The organism is Bacillus sp. 1780r2a1, from assembly GCA_024134725.1.
GTDB classification, from domain to species: Bacteria; Bacillota; Bacilli; order Bacillales; family Bacillaceae_H; genus Priestia; species Priestia aryabhattai_A.
In genome coordinates, this window is record CP099863.1 from 3,062,365 (window position 1) to 3,083,815 (window position 21,451).

General features: G+C 38.3%; 22 protein-coding genes. All 22 read right to left on the minus strand.

What is annotated here, in order from left to right; translation table 11 throughout:
• Nucleotides 1-72: 72 nt before the first annotated feature.
• Entirely contained in the window at nucleotides 73-279 is a 207-nt protein-coding gene (locus NIZ91_15360) for a YlzJ-like family protein (protein ID USY54117.1), read from the minus strand.
• Nucleotides 276-1,019 (minus strand): ClpP family protease, encoded by a 744-nt coding sequence (locus tag NIZ91_15365; protein USY57187.1) that lies wholly within the window; start codon nucleotides 1,017-1,019, stop codon nucleotides 276-278. Before NIZ91_15365 ends, NIZ91_15360 begins: the two co-directional genes overlap by 4 nt.
• Before the next feature lie 304 nt (nucleotides 1,020-1,323).
• Nucleotides 1,324-2,985, minus strand: a complete 1,662-nt coding sequence (locus NIZ91_15370; protein USY54118.1) for a ribonuclease J — start codon at nucleotides 2,983-2,985, stop codon at nucleotides 1,324-1,326.
• A gap of 152 nt (nucleotides 2,986-3,137) precedes the next feature.
• Nucleotides 3,138-4,010, minus strand: coding sequence for a 4-hydroxy-tetrahydrodipicolinate synthase (gene dapA, locus NIZ91_15375; protein ID USY54119.1), 873 nt, complete (start codon nucleotides 4,008-4,010; stop codon nucleotides 3,138-3,140).
• 80 nt (nucleotides 4,011-4,090) lie between these two features.
• Nucleotides 4,091-5,317 (minus strand): aspartate kinase, encoded by a 1,227-nt coding sequence (gene dapG, locus NIZ91_15380; protein ID USY54120.1) that lies wholly within the window; start codon nucleotides 5,315-5,317, stop codon nucleotides 4,091-4,093.
• Between the two features lie 40 nt (nucleotides 5,318-5,357).
• A complete protein-coding gene (gene asd, locus NIZ91_15385; GenBank protein ID USY54121.1) occupies nucleotides 5,358-6,401 on the minus strand; it encodes an aspartate-semialdehyde dehydrogenase in 1,044 nt (347 codons plus the stop codon).
• A 185-nt stretch (nucleotides 6,402-6,586) separates the two neighbouring features.
• On the minus strand, nucleotides 6,587-7,180 hold the full coding sequence (locus NIZ91_15390) for a dipicolinate synthase subunit B (protein USY54122.1): 594 nt from the start codon (nucleotides 7,178-7,180) through the stop codon (nucleotides 6,587-6,589).
• Nucleotides 7,180-8,079, minus strand: a complete 900-nt coding sequence (gene dpaA, locus NIZ91_15395) for a dipicolinic acid synthetase subunit A (protein USY54123.1) — start codon at nucleotides 8,077-8,079, stop codon at nucleotides 7,180-7,182. Before dpaA ends, NIZ91_15390 begins: the two co-directional genes overlap by 1 nt.
• Nucleotides 8,080-8,288: 209 nt before the next feature.
• The gene (locus NIZ91_15400) at nucleotides 8,289-8,543 is read right to left on the minus strand and encodes a YlmC/YmxH family sporulation protein (GenBank protein USY54124.1); all 255 of its coding nucleotides are present in this window, start codon (nucleotides 8,541-8,543) and stop codon (nucleotides 8,289-8,291) included.
• A gap of 365 nt (nucleotides 8,544-8,908) precedes the next feature.
• On the minus strand, nucleotides 8,909-10,153 hold the full coding sequence (locus NIZ91_15405) for an insulinase family protein (GenBank protein USY54125.1): 1,245 nt from the start codon (nucleotides 10,151-10,153) through the stop codon (nucleotides 8,909-8,911).
• 72 nt (nucleotides 10,154-10,225) lie between these two features.
• Complete coding sequence (locus NIZ91_15410; GenBank protein USY54126.1) at nucleotides 10,226-11,197, minus strand: polysaccharide deacetylase family protein; 972 nt, start codon at nucleotides 11,195-11,197, stop codon at nucleotides 10,226-10,228.
• A gap of 120 nt (nucleotides 11,198-11,317) precedes the next feature.
• A complete protein-coding gene (pnp, locus tag NIZ91_15415; GenBank protein USY54127.1) occupies nucleotides 11,318-13,450 on the minus strand; it encodes a polyribonucleotide nucleotidyltransferase in 2,133 nt (710 codons plus the stop codon).
• Nucleotides 13,451-13,621: 171 nt separating this feature from the next.
• Nucleotides 13,622-13,891: a 30S ribosomal protein S15 gene (rpsO, locus tag NIZ91_15420; GenBank protein USY54128.1), complete on the minus strand. Its 270-nt coding sequence runs from the start codon at nucleotides 13,889-13,891 to the stop codon at nucleotides 13,622-13,624.
• Nucleotides 13,892-14,040: 149 nt separating this feature from the next.
• Nucleotides 14,041-14,994, minus strand: coding sequence for a bifunctional riboflavin kinase/FAD synthetase (gene ribF, locus NIZ91_15425; GenBank protein ID USY54129.1), 954 nt, complete (start codon nucleotides 14,992-14,994; stop codon nucleotides 14,041-14,043).
• Nucleotides 14,995-15,022: 28 nt separating this feature from the next.
• The gene (gene truB, locus NIZ91_15430; protein USY57188.1) at nucleotides 15,023-15,937 is read right to left on the minus strand and encodes a tRNA pseudouridine(55) synthase TruB; all 915 of its coding nucleotides are present in this window, start codon (nucleotides 15,935-15,937) and stop codon (nucleotides 15,023-15,025) included.
• Between the two features lie 105 nt (nucleotides 15,938-16,042).
• Nucleotides 16,043-16,408, minus strand: coding sequence for a 30S ribosome-binding factor RbfA (gene rbfA, locus NIZ91_15435; protein ID USY54130.1), 366 nt, complete (start codon nucleotides 16,406-16,408; stop codon nucleotides 16,043-16,045).
• Nucleotides 16,409-16,523: 115 nt separating this feature from the next.
• Nucleotides 16,524-16,802, minus strand: coding sequence for a DUF503 family protein (locus tag NIZ91_15440; protein USY54131.1), 279 nt, complete (start codon nucleotides 16,800-16,802; stop codon nucleotides 16,524-16,526).
• Nucleotides 16,799-18,841, minus strand: coding sequence for a translation initiation factor IF-2 (gene infB / locus NIZ91_15445; GenBank protein ID USY54132.1), 2,043 nt, complete (start codon nucleotides 18,839-18,841; stop codon nucleotides 16,799-16,801). The genes NIZ91_15440 and infB overlap by 4 nt, the downstream gene beginning before the upstream one ends.
• A 20-nt stretch (nucleotides 18,842-18,861) precedes the next feature.
• On the minus strand, nucleotides 18,862-19,164 hold the full coding sequence (locus NIZ91_15450; protein ID USY57189.1) for a YlxQ family RNA-binding protein: 303 nt from the start codon (nucleotides 19,162-19,164) through the stop codon (nucleotides 18,862-18,864).
• Between the two features lie 2 nt (nucleotides 19,165-19,166).
• A complete protein-coding gene (locus tag NIZ91_15455; GenBank protein USY54133.1) occupies nucleotides 19,167-19,442 on the minus strand; it encodes a YlxR family protein in 276 nt (91 codons plus the stop codon).
• A 12-nt stretch (nucleotides 19,443-19,454) separates the two neighbouring features.
• Nucleotides 19,455-20,570 (minus strand): transcription termination factor NusA, encoded by a 1,116-nt coding sequence (gene nusA / locus NIZ91_15460; GenBank protein USY54134.1) that lies wholly within the window; start codon nucleotides 20,568-20,570, stop codon nucleotides 19,455-19,457.
• A gap of 41 nt (nucleotides 20,571-20,611) precedes the next feature.
• The gene (rimP, locus tag NIZ91_15465) at nucleotides 20,612-21,082 is read right to left on the minus strand and encodes a ribosome maturation factor RimP (protein ID USY54135.1); all 471 of its coding nucleotides are present in this window, start codon (nucleotides 21,080-21,082) and stop codon (nucleotides 20,612-20,614) included.
• Nucleotides 21,083-21,451 lie beyond the last annotated feature (369 nt).

The following is a 21,451-nucleotide window of genomic DNA, read 5'->3' on the forward strand; positions in this document are numbered from 1 at the left end:
AGCCATTACTCGGCTGCAACATACTCACTTATTATTATACCATATAATTTTAGCAAAATTATACTCAAATCCTTACGACAGAATTTGACCTGGGTAATATTTTTTGTCTAAATAATGCTGAGGATCTGTGCTTAAAATACGGACAATTTGCTGTTGATTGTATTCATTTTCTTCTACAAGCATAGAAATGCCGTTATACTGCATCATTTTTTGCTTTGGAAGCTCTTGCGTTGTATCAGGATAAATTAGCTCTTGGGGCATCATAGTATACAAAATCATTGTAATAATTGGTTCTCCTGTTGATGTTGATTGTTCTGTTCAATGAGCTCATTCAGCTTTTTAATAGCTTGACCTACCCCGCCAACTTCATCAATCAATCCGTATTCAACTGCATCAGCTCCCACAACATTCGTTCCAATGTCTCGTGTTAGGTTCCCTTTTGAAAACATAAGTTCTTTAAACTTTTCTTCAGTGATATTGGAATGATGCGTAACAAAATTCACCACTCGCTCCTGCATCTTATCCAAGTATTCAAATGTTTGAGGTACGCCAATGACTAAGCCCGTCAAACGAATCGGGTGTATTGTCATTGTCGCAGTACCAGCAATAAAAGAGTAATGAGTGGATACCGCAATTGGAACTCCAATTGAATGGCCTCCTCCAAGCACAATTGATACTGACGGTTTTGAAAGAGAAGCAATCATTTCAGCAATTGCTAAACCAGCTTCTACATCTCCACCTACTGTATTTAAAATAATTAATAATCCTTCAATATTAGGGTTTTGTTCAATCGCTACAATTTGCGGAATAACATGCTCATATTTTGTCGTTTTATTTTGAGGCGGTAGCTGCATATGTCCTTCTACTTGCCCTACTATTGTTAAGCAGTGAATCTTTGAATCCTGTGGCATCTGTGCAACATTTGTTTGTCCTAGCTGCTGAATTTTATCTAAAATACCACCTTTAGTATTATCTTCACCTTTTTCAGGTTGCTGTGGTGCTGTTTCCGAAGAATTCATCTCATTGGGTTCAAACATAGTTTTGCTCCTTTCCAACAATAATATTGTTAGTATGAGCTTTTCTTTTTTATTAAATCCATCGCTTTTATAATTCATGCTGTTTCCTAATAAAAAGAATCTAAATACTTCCTTTTCAAGGGCGAATCCTGGCTGTTTTAAACAAGTTAAGATGAAAGTACAAGTTCACTCCGTTACGCTGCAGACACTCACTTATTTTCCTAATCAACAAAAAATCCGATCTATTGAGAGTTAACTTTCAATAGATCGGATATGTCATTACCTTTACCTTCCAGCCTCTTAACTATTATATTTCCATAATAATTGGTAAAATCATCGGCTTACGTCTTGTTTTTTCATATAAAAACTGGTTTAGGGCTTCGCGCATTTTTAATTTTAAAGATGACCATTCAATCACTTTTTCTTCCATGCACTTCGCTAAAATCTCTTCAACCACTTTTCCTGCTTCTGTAAGTAACGCTTCCGATTCTCTCACGTATACAAACCCTCGAGAAATAATTTCTGGTCCTGCCACAACAGTACGCTGCTTTTTATTAATTGTAACCACCACTGTTAAAATTCCATCTTGTGAAAGCAGACGACGATCGCGCAAGACAATATTACCAATATCACCAACACCTAACCCATCTATTAACGTGTTCCCCGCATAGATGCGCCCTGAAGGCTGCATGCGCCCATCTTTATACTCAATTACATCACCTTTATCAAGCACAAAAATTTGATCATCACTTAAGCCTATTTCTTTTGCAATTTTTTCATGTGACTTTTGCATACGATATTCGCCGTTTACAGGGATTAAGTATTTAGGATTCATTAAGTTTAACATGAACTTTAGCTCTTCTTGACTGCCGTGTCCAGAAGCATGAACTTGCTTTTGACTATGAACGACGTTTGCTCCTAAACGGCTAACAATATCAATTACTTTAGCAAAGATTACTTCATGACCAGGAATTGGCGTTGCAGCAATTAACACCGTGTCATCTTTTTTCACTTGAATAAATTTATGAGATTGTTTGGCCATACGATGTAATGCTGCCATCGGCTCTCCCTGATGGCCTGTCGTTAATACAACCGTTTCATGCTCAGAAATATCACGAAGCTTTTGCACAGGCACAATTAAATCTTCAGGTATCGATAAATGGCCAAGCTCCACTGCAATTTCAATCGTTTTCATCATACTTTTCCCAACTACAACTAGCTTGCGATTGGTTTCATAAACCGCTTGAATTACTTGCTGAATTCGCTGGATGTTTGAGCTATATGTCGCTACAATAATGCGTCCTTTTGTATGATGGAAAAGCGAAGCAATTTCTTGACCAATTACAGCTTCAGAAGTTGTATAGCCTGGCTTTTCAGCATTGATACTATCAGATAGGAGGCATAACACCCCTTGTTCACCAATCATGGCCATTTTTCCGATATCAGGTTTTTTTGATAACCGATTTTGATCAAAAATAAAGTCTCCTGTATGTACGATTGCACCATGTGAAGTATGCAAACAAATGCCTACTGAGTCAGGGATGCTGTGGTTTGTTCGAAAAAATGAAACGCTTACGTTCTCAAACGAAAGGCGTGTTGACGAACTAATAACATTTAATAATGAGAAACCATTTGATCCAACTTCTTTCATTCTTTCTTTGACTAACGCAAGAGTAAATTCCGTTCCATATACGGGTACTTCAAGTTTTTTTAAAATAAATGGAATAGCACCAATTTGCTCTTCGTGACCATGCGTTAAGAAAATAGCTTTTACGCGTTCCTTATTTTCAATTAAATACGAAATATCTGGAATCACCATATCGATTCCAAGCATATCCCCGCCTGGAACCTTTGCTCCTGCATCTAGTACGTAGATATCATCGTTCAATTCAACGATATACATATTTTTACCAATTTCTCCTATGCCACCCAAAGCTGAAATTTTAATATTTTCTGTCTTTTTATTCAATTCTGTTTCCTCCCAAAATCATAGACCCGTCCATAATCTCATTTGTTTTCATTATAACTGATGACAGAATTGGAATACAAGAAATTTCATCCATGCTTTTCTAATGAGTAAAAAAGCCTCCTGCATTCTTTTATGAATGAGGAGGCTTTTTATTATAGTGAGTTAAGCATTTTTCGTAATGATTCACGCTCAGGTTCAGTTAAAGGTACAAGTGGTAGTCTTACAGATCCTACGTCTAACCCTTTAAACTGTAGAGCTGTTTTTACAGGTGTTGGACTTGGAGCAGAGAAAAGAGCTTTCATAACGGGCAATAATTTACCATGTACCTGAGCTGCTTCTTTTATCTTACCAGCTTCGAATGCTGATACCATAGCCTGCATCTCATTACCTAATACGTGTGATGCCACAGAGATAATACCATTACCACCAATTGATAATACTGGCAACGTTAAACCGTCATCGCCACTATAAAGTGCAAAGTCATCGGCAGTATTGTTAATGATAGCGGTCATTGCATCAAGATCTCCACTTGCATCTTTAATTGCTACCACGTTTGAAAGCTCTGACAAGCGTACAATTGTAGTAAGCTCCATGTTAATCACAGAGCGACCTGGAATATTATAAAGCATCACAGGAAGCTTTGTACTTTCTGCAATTGCTTTAAAATGCTGATATAAACCTTCTTGATTTGGTTTATTGTAATACGGCGCAACAATCATTACCGCATCTACACCAATTTCTTCAGCTTTTTTTGTTAGCTCAATCGATGCATACGTGTTGTTACTACCAGTTCCCGCTACTACTGGAACACGGCCTGCTACTACTTTTACTGAGTGTCTAAATAGAGCTAGCTTTTCTTCTGTGGACAACGTTGGTGATTCACCAGTTGTTCCAGCAATGATTAAAGAATCTGATCCATTCTCAATCAAATAGTTAATTAACTGTGTTGTTTTTTCAAAATCAATATTTCCCTTATGATCAAAAGGGGTTACCATAGCCGTTGCTACTTTACCAAAATCAATCATGTTTTCACTCCTTGACGTTCGATTATCTCCATTAGTAAACAACTCCATCAACAATATTCGATTGATGGAGTCTGTTTAATTTATTGAGTCACTTTTGATAAATCAAAAGCACTGTGAAGAGCATTGACTGCTTTCTTCAAGTCCTCTTCTTTTACAAGTACCCAAATTGTTGTATGACTATCAGCTGATTGTAAAATTTGAATTCCTTCGCTTGCAAGCGCCGTTACAATTTTAGCTGTTACGCCAGGCACACCAGCAATTCCTGCCCCTACGGTAGATACCTTAGCACAATTGCGAATAACAGAAGGCTCGTAACCGAGCTCTTGTAAAACCGCAATTGCTCTATCTGTTGATTCTTCAGTAACAGTGTACACAACACCTTTTGGTGAAATATTAATAAAGTCCACGCTAATCTTTTCCTGAGCCATCGCTTTAAATACTTCAGCTTGCGTGTCGTAATAACCGTCCTTACTAAATACCTTAATTTGCGTCACATTGGACACGTGAGCAATTCCTGTTACCAGACGCTCTTGTACATCGCTTCCACGCTGCTGAGCTGCACTATGGGACGTTACTAGTGTACCTTCAGAATCAGCATAGGTTGAACGTACGCGCATTGGTACTTTTGCCTGCATAGCAATTTCAACAGCTCTTGGATGAATCACCTTTGCACCTTGATATGCCATGTTACAAATTTCATTATATGTCACAACCGATAGCGGTCTTGCATCTTCAACAATGCGTGGATCTGCTGTCATTACACCTTCAACATCTGTAAAAATGTCAATGTATTCAGCTTGTAATGCAGCTCCTAAAGCAGACGCAGACGTGTCGCTGCCTCCTCGACCTAACGTTGTTGTATCTCCGCTTTCGTTTGCTCCTTGAAAGCCTGTTACTACTACGACATCATACTCTTCTAATTCTTCTATTATACGATCACATTTCATTTCAAGAATCTTGGCATTAGTAAAGTCACTATTCGTGATAAACCCAGCCTGAGCACCATTCAAAGCTGTAGCTTTTATGCCGTTTTCGTTTAATAAGTTAGTGAATACAACGGAAGAAATTAATTCTCCACAAGCCATTAACATATCTAACTCTCGTTTATTCACAGAAGCCTTATTGCCATTAACAAGTGATAATAGCGTATCTGTTGCATACGGCTCACCTTTACGCCCCATTGCAGATACAACTACCACTACTTTGTAACCTTCTTTTTGTGCATTTTTCAGATGATGAATAGCACGTTCTCTTCCTTGTTCATTACGAACGGAAGTTCCTCCAAATTTTTGGACGATGATTTTCATACTTACACCTCATTAATACTCTGAAACACGCTAGTTGCGCTTATTTTACTAAGCCAAGCTTAATAAGTGACTCTGCAATTTGTACAGAATTCCAAGCTGCACCTTTTAATAAGTTATCAGATACAATCCACATATGGAAGCCATTTGCATGATCTAAATCTTTACGGATACGACCAACGAATACTTCGCGCTTGCCTACGCAGTCTGCAGGCATTGGATATACTTGATTCTCTGGGTCATCTTGTAAAACGATACCAGGTGCATCAGCTAGTAATTTTTTCACATCAGCTACCGTTGCATCATTGTTTTCAATTTCAATATAAACTGACTCTGAATGTCCTGTAACAACCGGTAAGCGAACACAAGTAGCAGCTACTGGTAGTTCAGGCATGCTCATAATTTTTTTCGTTTCGTTAATCATTTTCATTTCTTCAAATGTAAAGCCATTATCTTGAAACTTATCAATTTGAGGGATAGCATTAAAAGCGATTTGATAATGCTTTTTGTCTCCACCAACTGGTAAGATTTCCGGTGTAAATTCTTTTTCGTCCAGGATTGCTTGTGCTTGTTCTTTTAATTCATTAATTGCTGCCGCACCCGCACCTGAAACAGCTTGATATGTCGATACAATTACTTTAGATAAACCATATTTTTCGCGCAGTGGTTGCAGTGCTGCTACCATTTGGATTGTTGAACAGTTTGGATTTGCAATGATTCCATTATGTGCTTTTAGTGCTTCTTCGTTTACTTCTGGCACAACTAAAGGTACATTTTCATCCATACGAAATGCGCTCGTATTATCAACTACGATTGCTCCACGCTTCACTGCTTCTGGCGCTAATGCCTTTGAAATGCTACCTCCTGCGCTAAATAAAGCAATATCTACTCCTTCAAAGCTTTCTGGCTTTGCTTCCTGAATGATTACCTCTTCTCCATTATAAGTTACTTTCTTACCCGCTGAACGAGCTGAAGATAGTAATGTTAATTTACCAATTGGAAAATTACGCTCTTGTAGAGTTTTTATCATTTGTTGCCCTACTGCACCTGTTGCTCCTACTACTGCTACATGTAATTCTCTTGTCATTTTAATACCGCCTCCAACAATTTTCAACTACTCAACATTTTTCTGCATATACTGACTATTTTAACATAATACCTTATTTTATTGCGCTAAAGAAGAGAAGATTTTAAAATCTTCTCTTCTTTTTTTACCTTTGACAGAAATATGTTCTTAAAATTACTTTATGATGCGGCGCGCTACTTTGTTTCTTAATCGCGAAAACGCTCCACGATAACAGGTTGAATTTGTTTCCCTTCCAATGCCGCATACACTGTATCAGAAAGCATCGGCATACGAGCTACCATTGAATTTGGTTTTGAAACGGGATCATCTTGACCAAATGGAATAAAGTAAATGTTTTTAGTTGACATGAGTCGCATTAAGTTTACACCATTTAGACCCAATGCGTCATTGGTTGAAATACCTAATACAACAGGCTTATTATTACGTAACGTTGCTTTTGCAGCCATTAGAACGGGAGATTCAGTCATAGCATTCGCAAATTTACTCATTGTGTTTCCTGTAATAGGAGCAACTACCATACAATCTAATGGGATTTTCGGTCCTAAAGGTTCCGCTTTTACAATGGTATTGATGACAGAATTGCCGGTAACTTCTTCAATTTTTCGAATCCAATCTTCTCCATCTCCAAAGCGAGTATTTGTTGATTGAACAGTATAGGATACAACAGGCATTACTTCCGCTCCTAGGTTGACAAGCTTTTCAATTTCTGGCATTACTGCATCGTACGTACAGTGGGAACCCGTTAATCCAAAACCAATTCTTTTTCCTTTAAGTGACATTATTGTTTTTCCTCCCTTTGATCAGCAGCTTCTTTCAGTAACGTCACAATGACATTGGCAACGATTTGTCCTGCTGTTTTTGGTGCTACGATTCCAGGAAGTCCTGGTGCTAGAATCGCTTTAATTCCTCTTTTTTCAGCGTAGCGAAAATCTGTACCTCCAGGCTTTGATGCAAGATCCACCACAAGAGCATGAGTTGGAACATTTGCTAAGACACTGGATGTCAAAACTGGATATGGAATTGTATTAATACAAATATCACTATCCATTATTTCTTGAGCTAAATCGTTTAAATGAAATGATTTTAAGCCCATTTCACTAATGCGTGCTAAATGCTCTGATTTACGCGCACCAACCTTTACATTTGCTCCTAAAGCAGCAAACGAGCGCGCCACACTCATTCCCACTCTTCCTAATCCAAGAACGGATATATTTGCTCCATGTATTGTAAAGTCTGTATGTTGAATAACCAGCATAATTGTTCCTTCAACTGTTGGAATTGAGTTGTAGATAGCAACATCATCCCGCTCAAATAGCTGGACGAGAGTTCGATTTGTCTTTTGAACAAGGTTATTTAAATAATCATTACTGATTCCTGAATAAATTGTACAATGTGCAGGAGTACTAGCTAAGATCTCTTCTGTTAAAATTACTTTCTCATTTGAAAAGATGGTATCGACTTGCCCTTCATGATTTGTACCTGGTACAGGCAAAATAATGGCATCGACATCGAAAAAATTCAGTTCATCAATTTGATATTTTGTCGCACCAGTAAAGCCGTGATCAAGCTGATCAAACCCTATAAGCGATGTTTTTGCATCTAATTGGATGAGCTTTCGTATGACCTCAAGCTGTCTTGCATCACCACCAATGACAGCTATGTGCAAATCCGTTAACATGTGTCTGTTCACCTTCTTTAATATTAAATAGAGACGTCTAGTTCTTTAAAATTATAGATATCATAGAATCATTCATTACCATTAGATACCTATTGCTTTTTCTTCAACATAATATGTAAACAAATGAAAATCTGTGAATCTTTCTCTGCATTGTATGACAAATATTCGCGTACAAAAAAAGCATGGCTACCAACAGCCATGCTTTTATACTATTCAATTGTTGTATTTTCGTATTGTTCTAAATTAACGATAACCATGTCCGTTCCTATCTTTTCAATATGAGACCATGGTACTCTTACATCGTTGCCTTGCTTACGGAAACCAAACCATTTCATAGAAGGAATTAATAGCGCTTTTATCTGGCCTTGCTCATTAAACTCTAAGTCCGTTTGTCCCAGGATCCCAAGACGTTCTGCCCGCTTTAAATCTACAATTTCTTTGCCGCTTAGTTCACTTAGCCTCATAAATCTCTCCCCCTTATAACTAGTTTATCAATGAACATAGTAAAAACATGACAAAAAAATGAAAAAACCTGGGACAAAACGAAATGTTTCTTTCTCAAAGGCTAACTTTGTCTTTACTAACGTAGTTAGGTTAATAATAACTAGTTCGTTCCATTGCGCTTTACCTACTGACTTTCTTTTGGGAGGAACTTGAGCCTTTCTTGTAGTTACCGGAGGAGTCATGTGTCTTACACTTCATTCTATCGATTCTCTAAAATCAGTTTCCTAATCAACAAAAAAATCCGAACTATAAAAGAGTCGTTAACTCTTAATAGTTCGGATAGATTATTGACTGAACTACTCATGTTTCAGCCGCTTTCCAACTCTTATTTTTTACTCAACCCTTTTGGCATTTCACCGCTAGGGCTAATTAAAGATAGCGCAAAGTCATCTTTGAAAATAGAACGCGCCAATGAGTTGACACTGTCGATTGTCACCGTGTTAACTAACTCTAGAATTTCATCTAATGAGCGATGATGACCTAACATCAGTTCATTCTTTCCGTTACGACTCATACGACTATTTGTACTTTCTAGACTCAGCATTAAGTTTCCTTTTAGCTGTTCTTTACTGTTAGCAAGCTCTTTCGCCGTAATTCCCGTGTCCGTAAGCTCTGTAAGCGTATCTTGAATCGTATCATAAAGCACATCAAGCTGATTGCTACCTGTTCCACCGTAAATCGTCACAAGCCCACTATCACGATAGGAAGAATGATAAGAGAAGACCGAATAAGCTAAACCACGCTGCTCTCGTACCTCTTGAAACAAACGACTGCTCATGCTTCCTCCCAATACATTATTTAAAACAATTAGGCTATACACATCTTTTCCACCAATTGGAAGACCTTCGAATCCTAAGCATAAATGTGCCTGCTCTGTATCTTTTTTGCGGGCAATATGATTTGTATGAAAAGCTGGCTGTACATACTGATGGGCATCATATGATGAAGTGTATGTACCAAAATACTTTTCAACTTCTTTTATAAACGAATCATCTACGTTACCCGCTACTGAAATCACAACATTTTCAGGAATATACATCTTTTCCATATAACTACGAAGCGAATCACCGTTAAACGTTTTTAACGTTTCTTCTGTTCCTAAGATTGGATAACCTAATGGATGATCCCCATACACAGCTTTACCTAATAAGTCATGTACAATATCATCTGGCGTATCTTCATACATCTTAATCTCTTCGTATACTACATTTTTTTCTCGAGCTAACTCTTCTTCATCAAATGAAGAGTTAAAGAACATGTCTGCCAGCACATCAAGTGCTTGATTGGAATGTTCGTCTAATACTTTTGCATAGTAACAAGTATATTCCTTTGATGTAAAGGCATTAACTTGTCCTCCAATTTGATCAAAGCTCTCTGCGATGTCACGAGCAGAGCGCGTCTTGGTACCTTTAAAAAACATGTGCTCTAGAAAATGGGAGACACCATTAATTTCTGGGTGTTCACTTCGAGAACCTGTACCAATCCAAACACCAATTGCTACCGAACGAACCGTTGGAATGTTTTCCAAAACAATTCGCACACCATTTTTGCATGTATGTCGAGTAATCAAGCTAACTCCTCCTTTGTTACTTTCTTCATTTTAATGAGATACATTTATATGAAAAAATACGTTTGACATACGTTAATCTTTAAGATGAGTGACCACTCTTTCCTCATCAAGCAGCGTCGTTACCGTTGTAACATCTAACCCTTTTTTTTCAATATCAGTTAATAACTTATCCAACGAATTAGCCGTAGCCTCAGTAGGATGCATCAGCACGATGGCACCTGGATGAATTTTTTTCATTACGCGATTAATTAACACGTCTGTTGTCGGCTTTTGCCAATCAATCGTATCTACAGTCCACATAATTGTACTCATTTTTTGCTCTGAAGCTAACGTTACTACTTCTTTTCGAAAACTACCGCTTGGGGGCGCAAACCATTTTATTTTCTTACCAGTAGTAGCCGTAATTACTTCATTCGTTTTCTTTAATTGATCAATAATTTGCCCTGATGATAATGTAGCCATATTTGGATGAGAGTAGGAATGATTTCCAACTTCATGCCCCTCATCTACAATCATCTTTGCCAACTCAGGGTTATTTTTAACCCATCTTCCTTCTAAAAAAAACGTTGCTTTTGCATCGTGTTTCTTCAAGGTTTGAAGCATATCTGGCAAATATTCATTTCCCCAGGCCACATTTATCGTAAACGATACCATAGGCTTTTCAGGGTGTCCACGATAAATAGCTTCAGGTGGAAGATCATCCAAATGCACTTTCGGCTTTACTTGTTTATAAACAAGCTTGCCTTCATTAAATTTACCGCTTTTTTTCATATTCTCATAGGAAGCCTTTACATCTATAGCGATCCCATTGTAACCTGGTGTTTTCTTCCAAACAGGATCGATGACTGCGTTAGAAGGCTTGACATTATATTCCTTCGCTTTCTCGGCAATCTCTTGATACAGATCGTTTCTTTCTACACCAGCTTGCTCTACCGTTGTCTGAAATGCTTCTACATAATCGGTAGCAAACGGGTTATAAATTGATTTATATGTAATTGCAAGTAAAAATAAAAATGCAGTGAATTGAATGATTGAACGTTTCACTTATCCTTCCCCCTTCTCCATACAAAGTATGTAAAAAAGGGACAAGGTAGAACAGCGTCTTCAAGCCAATGTAATAAAACCCCCACATCAGTTAAACTGCGTGGGGGAATAACAAGGCAATTATTTTGTTTCTTTTGCTTTTGCCTGCTCTTCTTTTTCTTTTTGCTCTTTCAGAACTGCTTTTCTTGATAAGTTAACGCGACCTTGCTTATCGATTTCCATTACTTTCACAAGAATTTCATCGCCGATAGCAACAACGTCTTCTACTTTACCAATGCGTTCTTCAGCAAGCTCTGAAATATGAACAAGGCCATCTTTACCGCTGAAAATTTCGACAAATGCGCCAAACTTCTCGATACGTTTAACTTTCCCTAGATACATTTGTCCTGCTTCAACTTCACGAACAAGATCTTCAATGATTTTCTTCGCTTTCAAGTTCATCTCTTGGTCAATGGATGAGATAAAGATTGTACCATCTTGTTCAATATCAATCTTAACGCCAGTCTCTTCAATGATCTTATTAATTTGTTTACCACTTGGTCCAATAACATCACGAATCTTATCTGGGTTAATTGCCATTGTTAAGATTTTCGGAGCGTACTGAGATAACTCTTCACGCGGTGTATTAATTGTAGAAATCATGTGATCTAAGATCTGCATGCGTCCTTTTTGTGCTTGTTGAAGAGCTTCCTCCAAAATTTCGCGAGATAAGCCATCAATTTTTATATCCATTTGTAACGCAGTAACACCTTTTGCTGTTCCCGCTACTTTAAAGTCCATATCACCTAAGTGATCTTCCATTCCTTGGATATCTGTTAAAATTGAATAATGTTCACCTGATTTAATCAGACCCATCGCAATACCGGCTACAGGAGCCTTAATTGGAACCCCAGCATCCATCATAGCAAGCGTACTTGCACAAATACTTGCTTGAGATGTTGAACCGTTTGATTCTAATACTTCTGATACAAGTCGAATTGTATATGGGAAGTCTTTTTCTGTTGGAATGACAGGCTCTAGTGCGCGTTCACCAAGTGCTCCGTGACCAATTTCACGACGACCAGGTCCACGCATTGGTCTTGTTTCACCTACGCTGAAAGAAGGGAAATTATAGTGGTGCATAAAGCGTTTTGATTCTTCTACGCTTAAGCCATCTAGAATTTGCACATCTCCAAGCGCTCCTAATGTACAAATGCTAAGGGCTTGTGTTTGTCCACGTGTGAATAATCCAGAACCGTGTGTACGAGGCAATAAGCCAACCTCAGATGATAATGGGCGGATTTCGTCAATGCTTCGACCATCTGGGCGTACTTTTTCTTCTGTGATTAAGCGGCGCACTTCACTTTTAACAAGCTTAGATAAGATTTCGCTTACCTGCCCCAGTACATCAGCTTCAACTTGTTGCTCTTCAAATTGCGCAATAACTGCTGCTTTTACTTCACTAATTGCTTCTTCACGAGCATGTTTTTCTTGGACTTGAACAGCTCGGTTCATGTCTGCTTCTGCAATTTCACGTACTTGTCTTTCTAAGTCTGCGTCTACTGTGTAAAGCTGCACTTCCATTTTCTCTTTACCAACAGCTGCAACAATTTCTTCTTGAAATTCAATTAACTTCTTAATTTGGTCATGCCCAAACATAATTGCTTCTAACATCACTTCTTCTGGTACTTCGTCCGCACCAGCTTCAACCATGTTAATAGCATCTTTTGTTCCAGCAACCGTTAAATGAATGTCGCTTTTCTCTTGGTCTTCTACACCCGGATTCACAACAAACTTACCGTCTACACGTCCAACGATAACGCCAGCAATCGGTCCTTCGAATGGAATATCAGAGATAGAAAGTGATAAAGAAGAACCAAACATAGCGGCTACTTCAGATGAGTAGTTTTGATCTACACTCATTACAACACTTACAACCTGTACTTCGTTACGGAATCCATCTGCGAATAGCGGACGAATTGGACGGTCAATTAAGCGGCTCGCTAAAATAGCTTTCTCGCTTGGACGGCCCTCACGCTTAATAAATCCACCTGGAATTTTACCAACTGCGTATAAGCGCTCTTCATAGTTAACTGTTAAAGGAAAAAAATCTACGTCTTTCGCTTGTTTTGAAGCTGTTGACGTGCTTAATACTACTGTGTCTCCATAACGAATTAGTGCTGCTCCGTTAGCTTGCTTAGCTAATTGACCAACTTCAACCTCTAGCCTTCTACCGGCTAGGTCCATGGAGAACACTCGTTTTTCTTGTTCCATATCGACGAGTACCCCTCTCTACATATAAAATATATGTATGTAAATAAATGTGATAGTTTTATTATAAACGAAATACTAAAAAACAATAGCTTTTTTCACATTATGTAACATCTTTTCAAAATATCTAAATGTACATACTAAAAAAGCGGGAATGCTCCCGCTTTCTTCTTATTATCGACGTAAACCAAGCTTGTTGATTAGATCACGATAACGAGTAACGTCTTTGTTACGAAGATAGTTAAGTAAGTTACGACGTCTACCTACCATTTTTAGAAGTCCACGACGAGAGTGGTGATCCTTCTTGTGAGTACGTAAATGGTCGTTTAGATTGTTAATTTGCTCTGTTAGGACAGCGATTTGAACCTCTGGAGATCCAGTATCGTTCGCATGAGTTTTGTACTCATTAATAATTTCATTTTTACGCTCTTGTGTGATAGCCATCCTATTCACCTCCTTATTTATAAACCCCAGTTACCGAGCAGAACGTTGGTGAATCGTAATGCCAAGCAATGGTTGTTTTGCATACAAGTGTTATGTTACTACTTTCTTTTCAAAAAAGCAAGGAAATCTGCACTTTTTCTTTTAGTTTATTATACGTTCTTTGAAATACCTAAAAAGTATTGATGCGCTTCTTCTTTATCTAATGAAATTTGTTTAATTAACGCTTCAATTCCAGAAAACTTGCGTTCACTACGAATAAGCTTATGCCAACGAACTCTCACTTGCTCACCGTAAATTTGCTCATTAAATGATAGAAGATGCACTTCAATTGTGGGCTTTTTCAAGTCTTCATGAAATGTAGGCTTATACCCTACATTACATACACCTTGATACCATTGATTATTGAGTTCTAACTCCACTGCATATACGCCTGTTCTTGGCAATAGATAATCAGCAGCCAAAGAGATATTTGCCGTTGGAAACCCAATTTGTCTGCCTCTTTTTTCACCGTGAACGACCGTACCTTCTACTTCGTAATTACGTCCAAGCAAAAATTTCACTTTGTCCATTTCCCCATCAGCTAAGAATTGTCTAATTAACGTTGAACTTACTTTCTCTTCGTTTGTTGTTAGCTTATCTACGACCGTCTGCGTAAACTGTGAGCGAGAATGAAAAGGTAACGTTTCCATGGTTCCTTTACCTAGCTTACCGTATGAATAATCAAATCCTGCTACAACATGCTCTACGTTTAAACCGATAATATACTGATCCACAAACTCTTGTGGTAGTAAAGATGCAAATGCTCGATCAAAATGTACTATATATAAAAAGTCAATTCCTAGCTTTTTCATGAGTCGCTTTTTTTCTTCTAAAGGTGTAATCATATCAACGTGCTGAACGTTTTTCCCAAGAATGACGGATGGATGAGGTGTAAAAGTCATCACTGCGCTCGCTATGTTTTTTTCATTAGCGATTTGTTTTGCCGTTTTAATCACTTGCTGGTGCCCCAAATGTACACCATCAAAAAATCCAAGAGCTAAAACAGAGCGCTGTACAGCCTCTCGTCCTAAATGATGTGGATGTCGAATCTCTATCGTTTCCAAAACGTACTTCACCTTTTCCTTAACCAATTCAGTCGATTGCTAAGACTTTTACCGGTTTAATTAAATGTTTTTTTGTGGGATGCTGCGCATAAATTGCCATGCATTTTCCAGTTGAATCCACCATTAGAAATTGTCCTTCGAGTAAAGATTCGTCTTCTGGACATGGTAATACCGCACCATTTCTCACTTTCTCTGCTAATGTATCATTTATTTTGAATTTCGGCAAATGAAAGAGCGCACGCTCAATAGGATGTAAAAGCGACTGAATTGTTCCTTCTTCTACTGCTTGTTCAATCTGTTCAAATGTTAAGCAATCTGTTAATGAAAACTGACCTGACCCTGTTCTTTTTAAATAAGACATATGAGACGGATAACCAAGTTTCTCACCAATCATAACAGCAAGAGTTCTAACATACGTTCCTTTACTACACGTGACTCGAAATCGAAATGAAATGTTTTCACCCGTAAATATATCTCGCTCATCAAGAAGTTCAAACTGATAAATTTGAATAGTACGCGCAGGCCTTTCAATTTCAATTCCTTGTCTTGCGTATTCGTATAGCTTTTTACCGTTAATTTTCACAGCTGAATACATAGGGGGAACTTGTTCAATTGTCCCCGTTAGAGACTTAAGAACTGTTTCAATTTGAGCACGCGTAAACGTTTCATTTATTTCTCTTCTTTCTACAACATCACCAGATGAGTCCTCCGTTGTGGTAGAAAAACCGATTGTTACTTCCCCTTCATACGTTTTTGTTGCACCTGTTAAATATTCTACAATTTTGGTTGCACGACCGATACAGATGGGCAGTACACCTGTTACATCCGGATCAAGCGTACCCGTATGACCTACTTTTTTTGTTCTTAATAGCTTTCTAACTTTAAAAACACAATCATGAGACGTCATCCCCGCTGGCTTATTTAAAACTAAAACACCATCCAACTTACTCAACTCCTTTTCCTCCATAAAAAAGGTGCCTCAAAAAGCACATGTACTTGTTGAGACACCCTTTATCATGCTCATTTGAGCAGTTTGTTTAATCATCCATTAACTATGGTCTTGCTCATCGTTGCTTTCTTTTTTAATTTCATGAAGCAATGACTCAATGCGATTACCATAATCAATCGACTCATCAAATTCAAATGTAATTTCAGGTGTTTTACGTAAGCGAATGCGCTGACCAATTTCTGAACGAATAAAGCCTTTTGCTTTCGCAAGACCTTTTAACGTATTCTCACGCTGCTCAGCATCTCCTAGTACAGAGATATATACTTTTGCTTGCTGCAAATCGCCTGAAACTTGAACGTCCGTAACCGTTACAAAGCCGATGCGAGGATCTTTAATTTTTCGATTTAAAATCTCGCCTAGCTCTTTTTTCATTTGTTCACCGACTCTAGTTGCTCTAATTTTCATACTGTGTCACCCCTTTTATACCACTTCAACAGGCTGACTGTTATTAGATCAGCCTGAAAAATCTGATTGGTTCAAACACTTCATTAGCAGAAAGTTTTTCTACTTATAATCGGTATTATAACCAATCAAAGGTTGTAATAGTGCGCTCGATTTCTGGAAAAGAATCAATTAGAGCAATTGCTTTTTGTAATTCTTGTTCCGTTGCGACGCGACTAGACGAAACTGCAACTATGCTAATTTTTGTGCGCTGCCACACATCTTGAAAATCCGTTTCGGATACCGATACATTGTACTTTTGTTTTAAGCGCATTATAATCCGCTGTAAAACAGCTCGCTTATCCTTGAGTGAGGCTGCGTTATAAATTAGACATTCACATTCCACTAATCCAATCACTTAGGATCGATTTGCTCCATTACGTATGCTTCAATAACATCGCCTTCTTTAATATCATTGAAGTTTTTAATTGTAATTCCACACTCGTAGCCTTGAGCTACTTCTTTTGCATCATCTTTGTATCGTTTTAGAGCATCAACTTCACCTTCAAAGATAACGATACCATCACGAATTAAACGGATGCTGCTGTGGCGTGTAATCTTACCTTCTGTTACATAACCACCCGCGATTGTACCAATTTTAGATACTTTGAACGTTTGACGAACTTCAACTTGACCAATAACTTTTTCTTCAAACTCAGGATCAAGCATTCCTTTCATCGCTGATTCAATCTCTTCAATTACTTTATAGATAATACGGTGTAGACGAATATCTACTTTTTCAGCTTCTGCCGTGCGTTTTGCACCTGCATCTGGACGTACGTTAAATCCAATTACAATTGCATTAGAAGCTGTTGCTAAGATGATATCAGATTCCGTAATTGCCCCTACGCCAGTGTGAATGATGCGTACGTTTACGCCTTCAACGTCAATCTTTTGTAAAGATGCTGCTAAAGCTTCAACAGAACCTTGCACGTCAGCTTTTACGATTAAGTTTAAGTCCTTCATTTCACCTTGCTTGATTTGCTCAAATAAATCATCTAAGCTTACACGCGTTTTTTCACCACGCTGTTGTTCAAGCTGCTTTTGAGCACGTAGCTCACCGATTTGACGAGCTGTTTTCTCATCTTCAAACACCATGAAACGGTCACCAGCTAAAGGTACATCGTTTAGACCTGTGATCTCAACTGGAGTTGACGGACCAACCTCTTTCACGCGACGACCGATGTCGTTTACCATTGCACGAACACGACCAAACGTATTTCCAACAACGATTGGATCCCCAACTTTTAATGTTCCATTTTGAACAAGCAAAGTAGCTACTGAACCGCGGCCTTTATCAAGCTGTGCTTCGACAACTGTTCCAACAGCACGACGATTTGGGTTTGCTTTTAATTCTTCTACTTCACTTACTAATAGAATCATCTCAAGAAGCTGGTCAATACCTTCTCCTGATAGAGCAGATAGCTTACAGAAGATTGTATCTCCACCCCATTCTTCCGCTACTAGTCCGTGTTCCATTAACTCTTGCATCACGCGGTCTGGGTTTGCTGCTTCTTTATCCATTTTATTAACAGCTACAATAATTGGTACCTCAGCAGCTTTTGCATGGTTAATCGCTTCAATTGTTTGTGGCATTACACCATCATCAGCTGCGACAACAAGAATTGTAATATCTGTTACTTTTGCTCCACGTGCACGCATTGTTGTAAACGCAGCGTGTCCTGGTGTATCTAAGAATGTAATCTTTTTCTCTTCTACCACAACTTGATAAGCACCGATATGCTGTGTGATTCCACCAGCTTCTCCTGCAGTTACCTTTGTGTTGCGGATTGAATCTAATAACGTTGTTTTACCATGGTCTACGTGACCCATAATTGTAACAACTGGTGGGCGAATTTGAAGATCTTTCTCATCGTCAATGATTTCCATTGCTTCAAAGTCAGTTGCGTCTACCACAACTTCTTCTTCCACTTCTACGCCATACTCCCCAGCGATTAGTTCAATTGCTTCTTTTTCAAGTTCTTGGTTGATTGTTGCCATAACGCCAACCATGAACAGCTTTTTAATAATCTCTGAAGGCTCTTTGCCTAACTCTTTTGCCAGTTCAGAAACTGTTAAGCTTTCAGAGTATGTGATTTTTTCAGGAAGTTCTTTTGTTTGTGCTGGTGCAGGTCTTCCTTTTCCTCCCTGAGGCTTTCTATTGCCTTTTCCACCTTTATTGGCAGCAGGTTTTGCTGGCTTTTTGTTACCTTTTTTATCATTGTTATTTGGTTTTGAATTATTATTTAGTGCTGCATCTAGTTTTTTCACATGCTCATCCTCTAACGTTGTCATGTGGTTAGACACTTCAACATTCATTTCTTTTAATTTTTCTATAACGTCTTTGCTTGAAATATTGTATTGTTTTGCATATTCATGTACGCGAACTTTACTCAATATTTTCACCCCCAAAAAGATTAATCGAGCATCGTGATTAGCTTTTTGGCAAAGCCACTATCCATCACTGCAACGACAACACGTGCATCTTTACCGATTGCTTCTCCTAAAACGTAGCGATCCACAACGGTTCGAACCGGAATTTGATAATACGTGCATTTGTCGATGACTTTTTTTGTTGTGTTATCTGATGCATCACCGGCTAAAAGAACAAGCTTTGCTTTTTTTTTACGTACTTCTCCTATTACAAGCTCTTCACCAGAAATTAATTTACGTGCTCGATTTGCAAGTCCTAAAAAAGAGAGCCACTTTTCATTATTCAATGTCATTGCTTCTCCTTTTCTACAAGCGTCAACAATTCATCATAAACTGCTTCTTCAATCGGTGCGCTTAAGTGAGTGGATAAGACATTTTTCTTTTTTGCCAATAAAATGGCTTCTTTATCTTTACTTAAATAAGCACCACGCCCGGACTTTTTACCCGTTAAGTCAACCGAAACTTCACCTTCTTTAGAGCGTACAACTCGTACCAACTCTTTTTTAGGCATCATTTCACCAGTGGCCACACATTTTCGCATCGGGACTTTTTTACGATTGTTCATTTGGCTCACCTCTTATTCCATGTCATCTTCGTCTGAATCAAATGCATGTTGACTCACTAACATGTCATCACTTTTTTGAACATAAATACCTTCTTGCTCTGCTTCCGATTGACTCTTAATGTCAATTTTCCACCCTGTTAGCTTAGCTGCTAAACGTGCATTTTGTCCACGTTTACCGATGGCTAACGACAGTTGGTAATCCGGTACGATAACCGTTGTTGCTTTCTCTTCTTCATCTACCATTACTTCTAATACTTTTGATGGACTTAGCGCGTTTGCCACAAATTCTACCGGGTCATTTGACCAGCGAACGATATCAATTTTTTCACCTTTTAATTCATTCACTACAGCCTGAACACGTTGTCCTTTTGGACCAACACAAGAACCAACTGGATCTACTTCAGCAAACTCTGAGTGTACAGAGATTTTAGAACGATCGCCAGCTTCACGTGCAACTGACTTCAATTCAACCGTACCATCATAAATTTCTGGTACTTCTTTTTCAAATAAACGCTTAAGTAATCCAGGGTGTGTTCTGGAAACGTAAATTTGAGGACCTTTTGTTGTTTTTTCCACTTTTGTGATATACACTTTAATACGGTCATGTGGTTTGTATTGTTCATTTGGCATTTGTTCGCTTTGTGGTAGAAGAGCCTCAATCTTCCCAAGGCTTACATAGATAAAGCGAGAATCCTGACGCTGAACAATTCCTGTCATGATGTCTTCTTCACGATCGCTAAACTCTGAGTAGATAACGCCGCGCTCTGCTTCACGAACGCGTTGTGTTACAACTTGCTTCGCTGTTTGTGCAGCAATGCGACCGAAGTCTTTTGGCGTTACTTCAATCTCTACAACGTCGTCTAATTGGAAGTTAGGATTGATTCCTTGGGCTTCTTCAACTGAAATTTCCAAGCGAGGATCATACACTTCATCTACAACGTCTTTGCGTGCGAATACGCGCATTGTTCCTCGATCTAAATTTAAATCAACACGCACGTTTTGCGCTTGATTGAAATTGCGCTTATAAGCAGAAATTAACGCTGCTTCAATCGCTTCAATAATAACATCTTTACTAATGCCTTTTTCTTTTTCAAGAACTACCAAGGCATCTAATAACTCACTGCTCATTTTGGTTAATCCCCCTTTAATATTAGCTAGTTGCTAATGCGTTAAAACACAATTGCTAGCCTTGCAAACGCGACTTTTTCATATGGTAATTCCACTGTTTTTGTGCGTGTTTTAATGCGAATTGACAACGTTACTGTTGTACCGTCAAATGCTACTAGTTCGCCTTCAAACTCCTTTGCACCTTCAATTGGTTCATATGTTTTTATGTATACATGCTTACCGATTGAACGTTCAAAGTCTCTATCCTTCTTCAAAGGTCGCTCAGCACCTGGAGAAGATACTTCAAGGAAATAGTTGTGTGTGATTGGATCAACTTCATCCATTTTCTCACTAAGCTTTTCACTTACAGTTCCGCAGTCTTCAATGTCTACACCCGTTTCAGAATCAATAAAAACTCGAAGGAACCAATCGCGCCCTTCTTTCACATATTCTATTTCTACTAGCTCTAAGTTCATTTCTTCTAAAATTGGTGTAACCATTTCTTCTACTGTTTCTTTTACGCTTTTGCCCATTTCTAATCCTCCTTTCGAGACAACAAAATATCTGTCTCTTATCTAAAAAAGAGTGGACACATTTGATACTGTCCTTTCAATACCTAGTATGAAGCTGGTACATACGCACGATATACTAATGAGTAAGGATGATGAAATTAATAATGGATGTTTTCAATTCATATCGCCGTGATACAGTCCGATACTTAAGTTTCGATGCTAGAACGTCTCGAGTTAAAAAGCATGCACGTACAGAAAAAACGAATCATGCTAACCGCCGATTCGTTTCCCATACTCCTTACTAGTTCGTAAGTTCATATCAATAAGAAAGAGCGGGTTTCCCCACTCTTTACTCGTCCGTATCCTTAGCATTTCCACATTCACTATATC

Excerpts from the sequence above, each read along its gene's own strand:
- NIZ91_15360 (USY54117.1), bottom strand. The coding sequence starts at position 279 with ATGATTTTGTATACTATGATGCCCCAAGAGCTAATTTATCCTGATACA.
- NIZ91_15365 (USY57187.1), bottom strand. The coding sequence starts at position 1,019 with ATGAATTCTTCGGAAACAGCACCACAGCAACCTGAAAAAGGTGAAGAT.
- dapA (USY54119.1), bottom strand. The coding sequence starts at position 4,010 with ATGATTGATTTTGGTAAAGTAGCAACGGCTATGGTAACCCCTTTTGAT.
- dapG (USY54120.1), bottom strand. The coding sequence starts at position 5,317 with ATGAAAATCATCGTCCAAAAATTTGGAGGAACTTCCGTTCGTAATGAA.
- asd (USY54121.1), bottom strand. The coding sequence starts at position 6,401 with ATGACAAGAGAATTACATGTAGCAGTAGTAGGAGCAACAGGTGCAGTA.
- NIZ91_15390 (USY54122.1), bottom strand. The coding sequence starts at position 7,180 with ATGTCACTTAAAGGAAAAAGAATTGGTTTTGGATTAACGGGTTCCCAC.
- dpaA (USY54123.1), bottom strand. The coding sequence starts at position 8,079 with ATGTTAACGGATTTGCACATAGCTGTCATTGGTGGTGATGCAAGACAG.
- NIZ91_15400 (USY54124.1), bottom strand. The coding sequence starts at position 8,543 with ATGAGGCTAAGTGAACTAAGCGGCAAAGAAATTGTAGATTTAAAGCGG.
- pnp (USY54127.1), bottom strand. The coding sequence starts at position 13,450 with ATGGAACAAGAAAAACGAGTGTTCTCCATGGACCTAGCCGGTAGAAGG.
- rpsO (USY54128.1), bottom strand. The coding sequence starts at position 13,891 with ATGGCTATCACACAAGAGCGTAAAAATGAAATTATTAATGAGTACAAA.
- rbfA (USY54130.1), bottom strand. The coding sequence starts at position 16,408 with ATGAAAATTAGAGCAACTAGAGTCGGTGAACAAATGAAAAAAGAGCTA.
- NIZ91_15455 (USY54133.1), bottom strand. The coding sequence starts at position 19,442 with ATGAACAATCGTAAAAAAGTCCCGATGCGAAAATGTGTGGCCACTGGT.
- nusA (USY54134.1), bottom strand. The coding sequence starts at position 20,570 with ATGAGCAGTGAGTTATTAGATGCCTTGGTAGTTCTTGAAAAAGAAAAA.
- rimP (USY54135.1), bottom strand. The coding sequence starts at position 21,082 with ATGGGCAAAAGCGTAAAAGAAACAGTAGAAGAAATGGTTACACCAATT.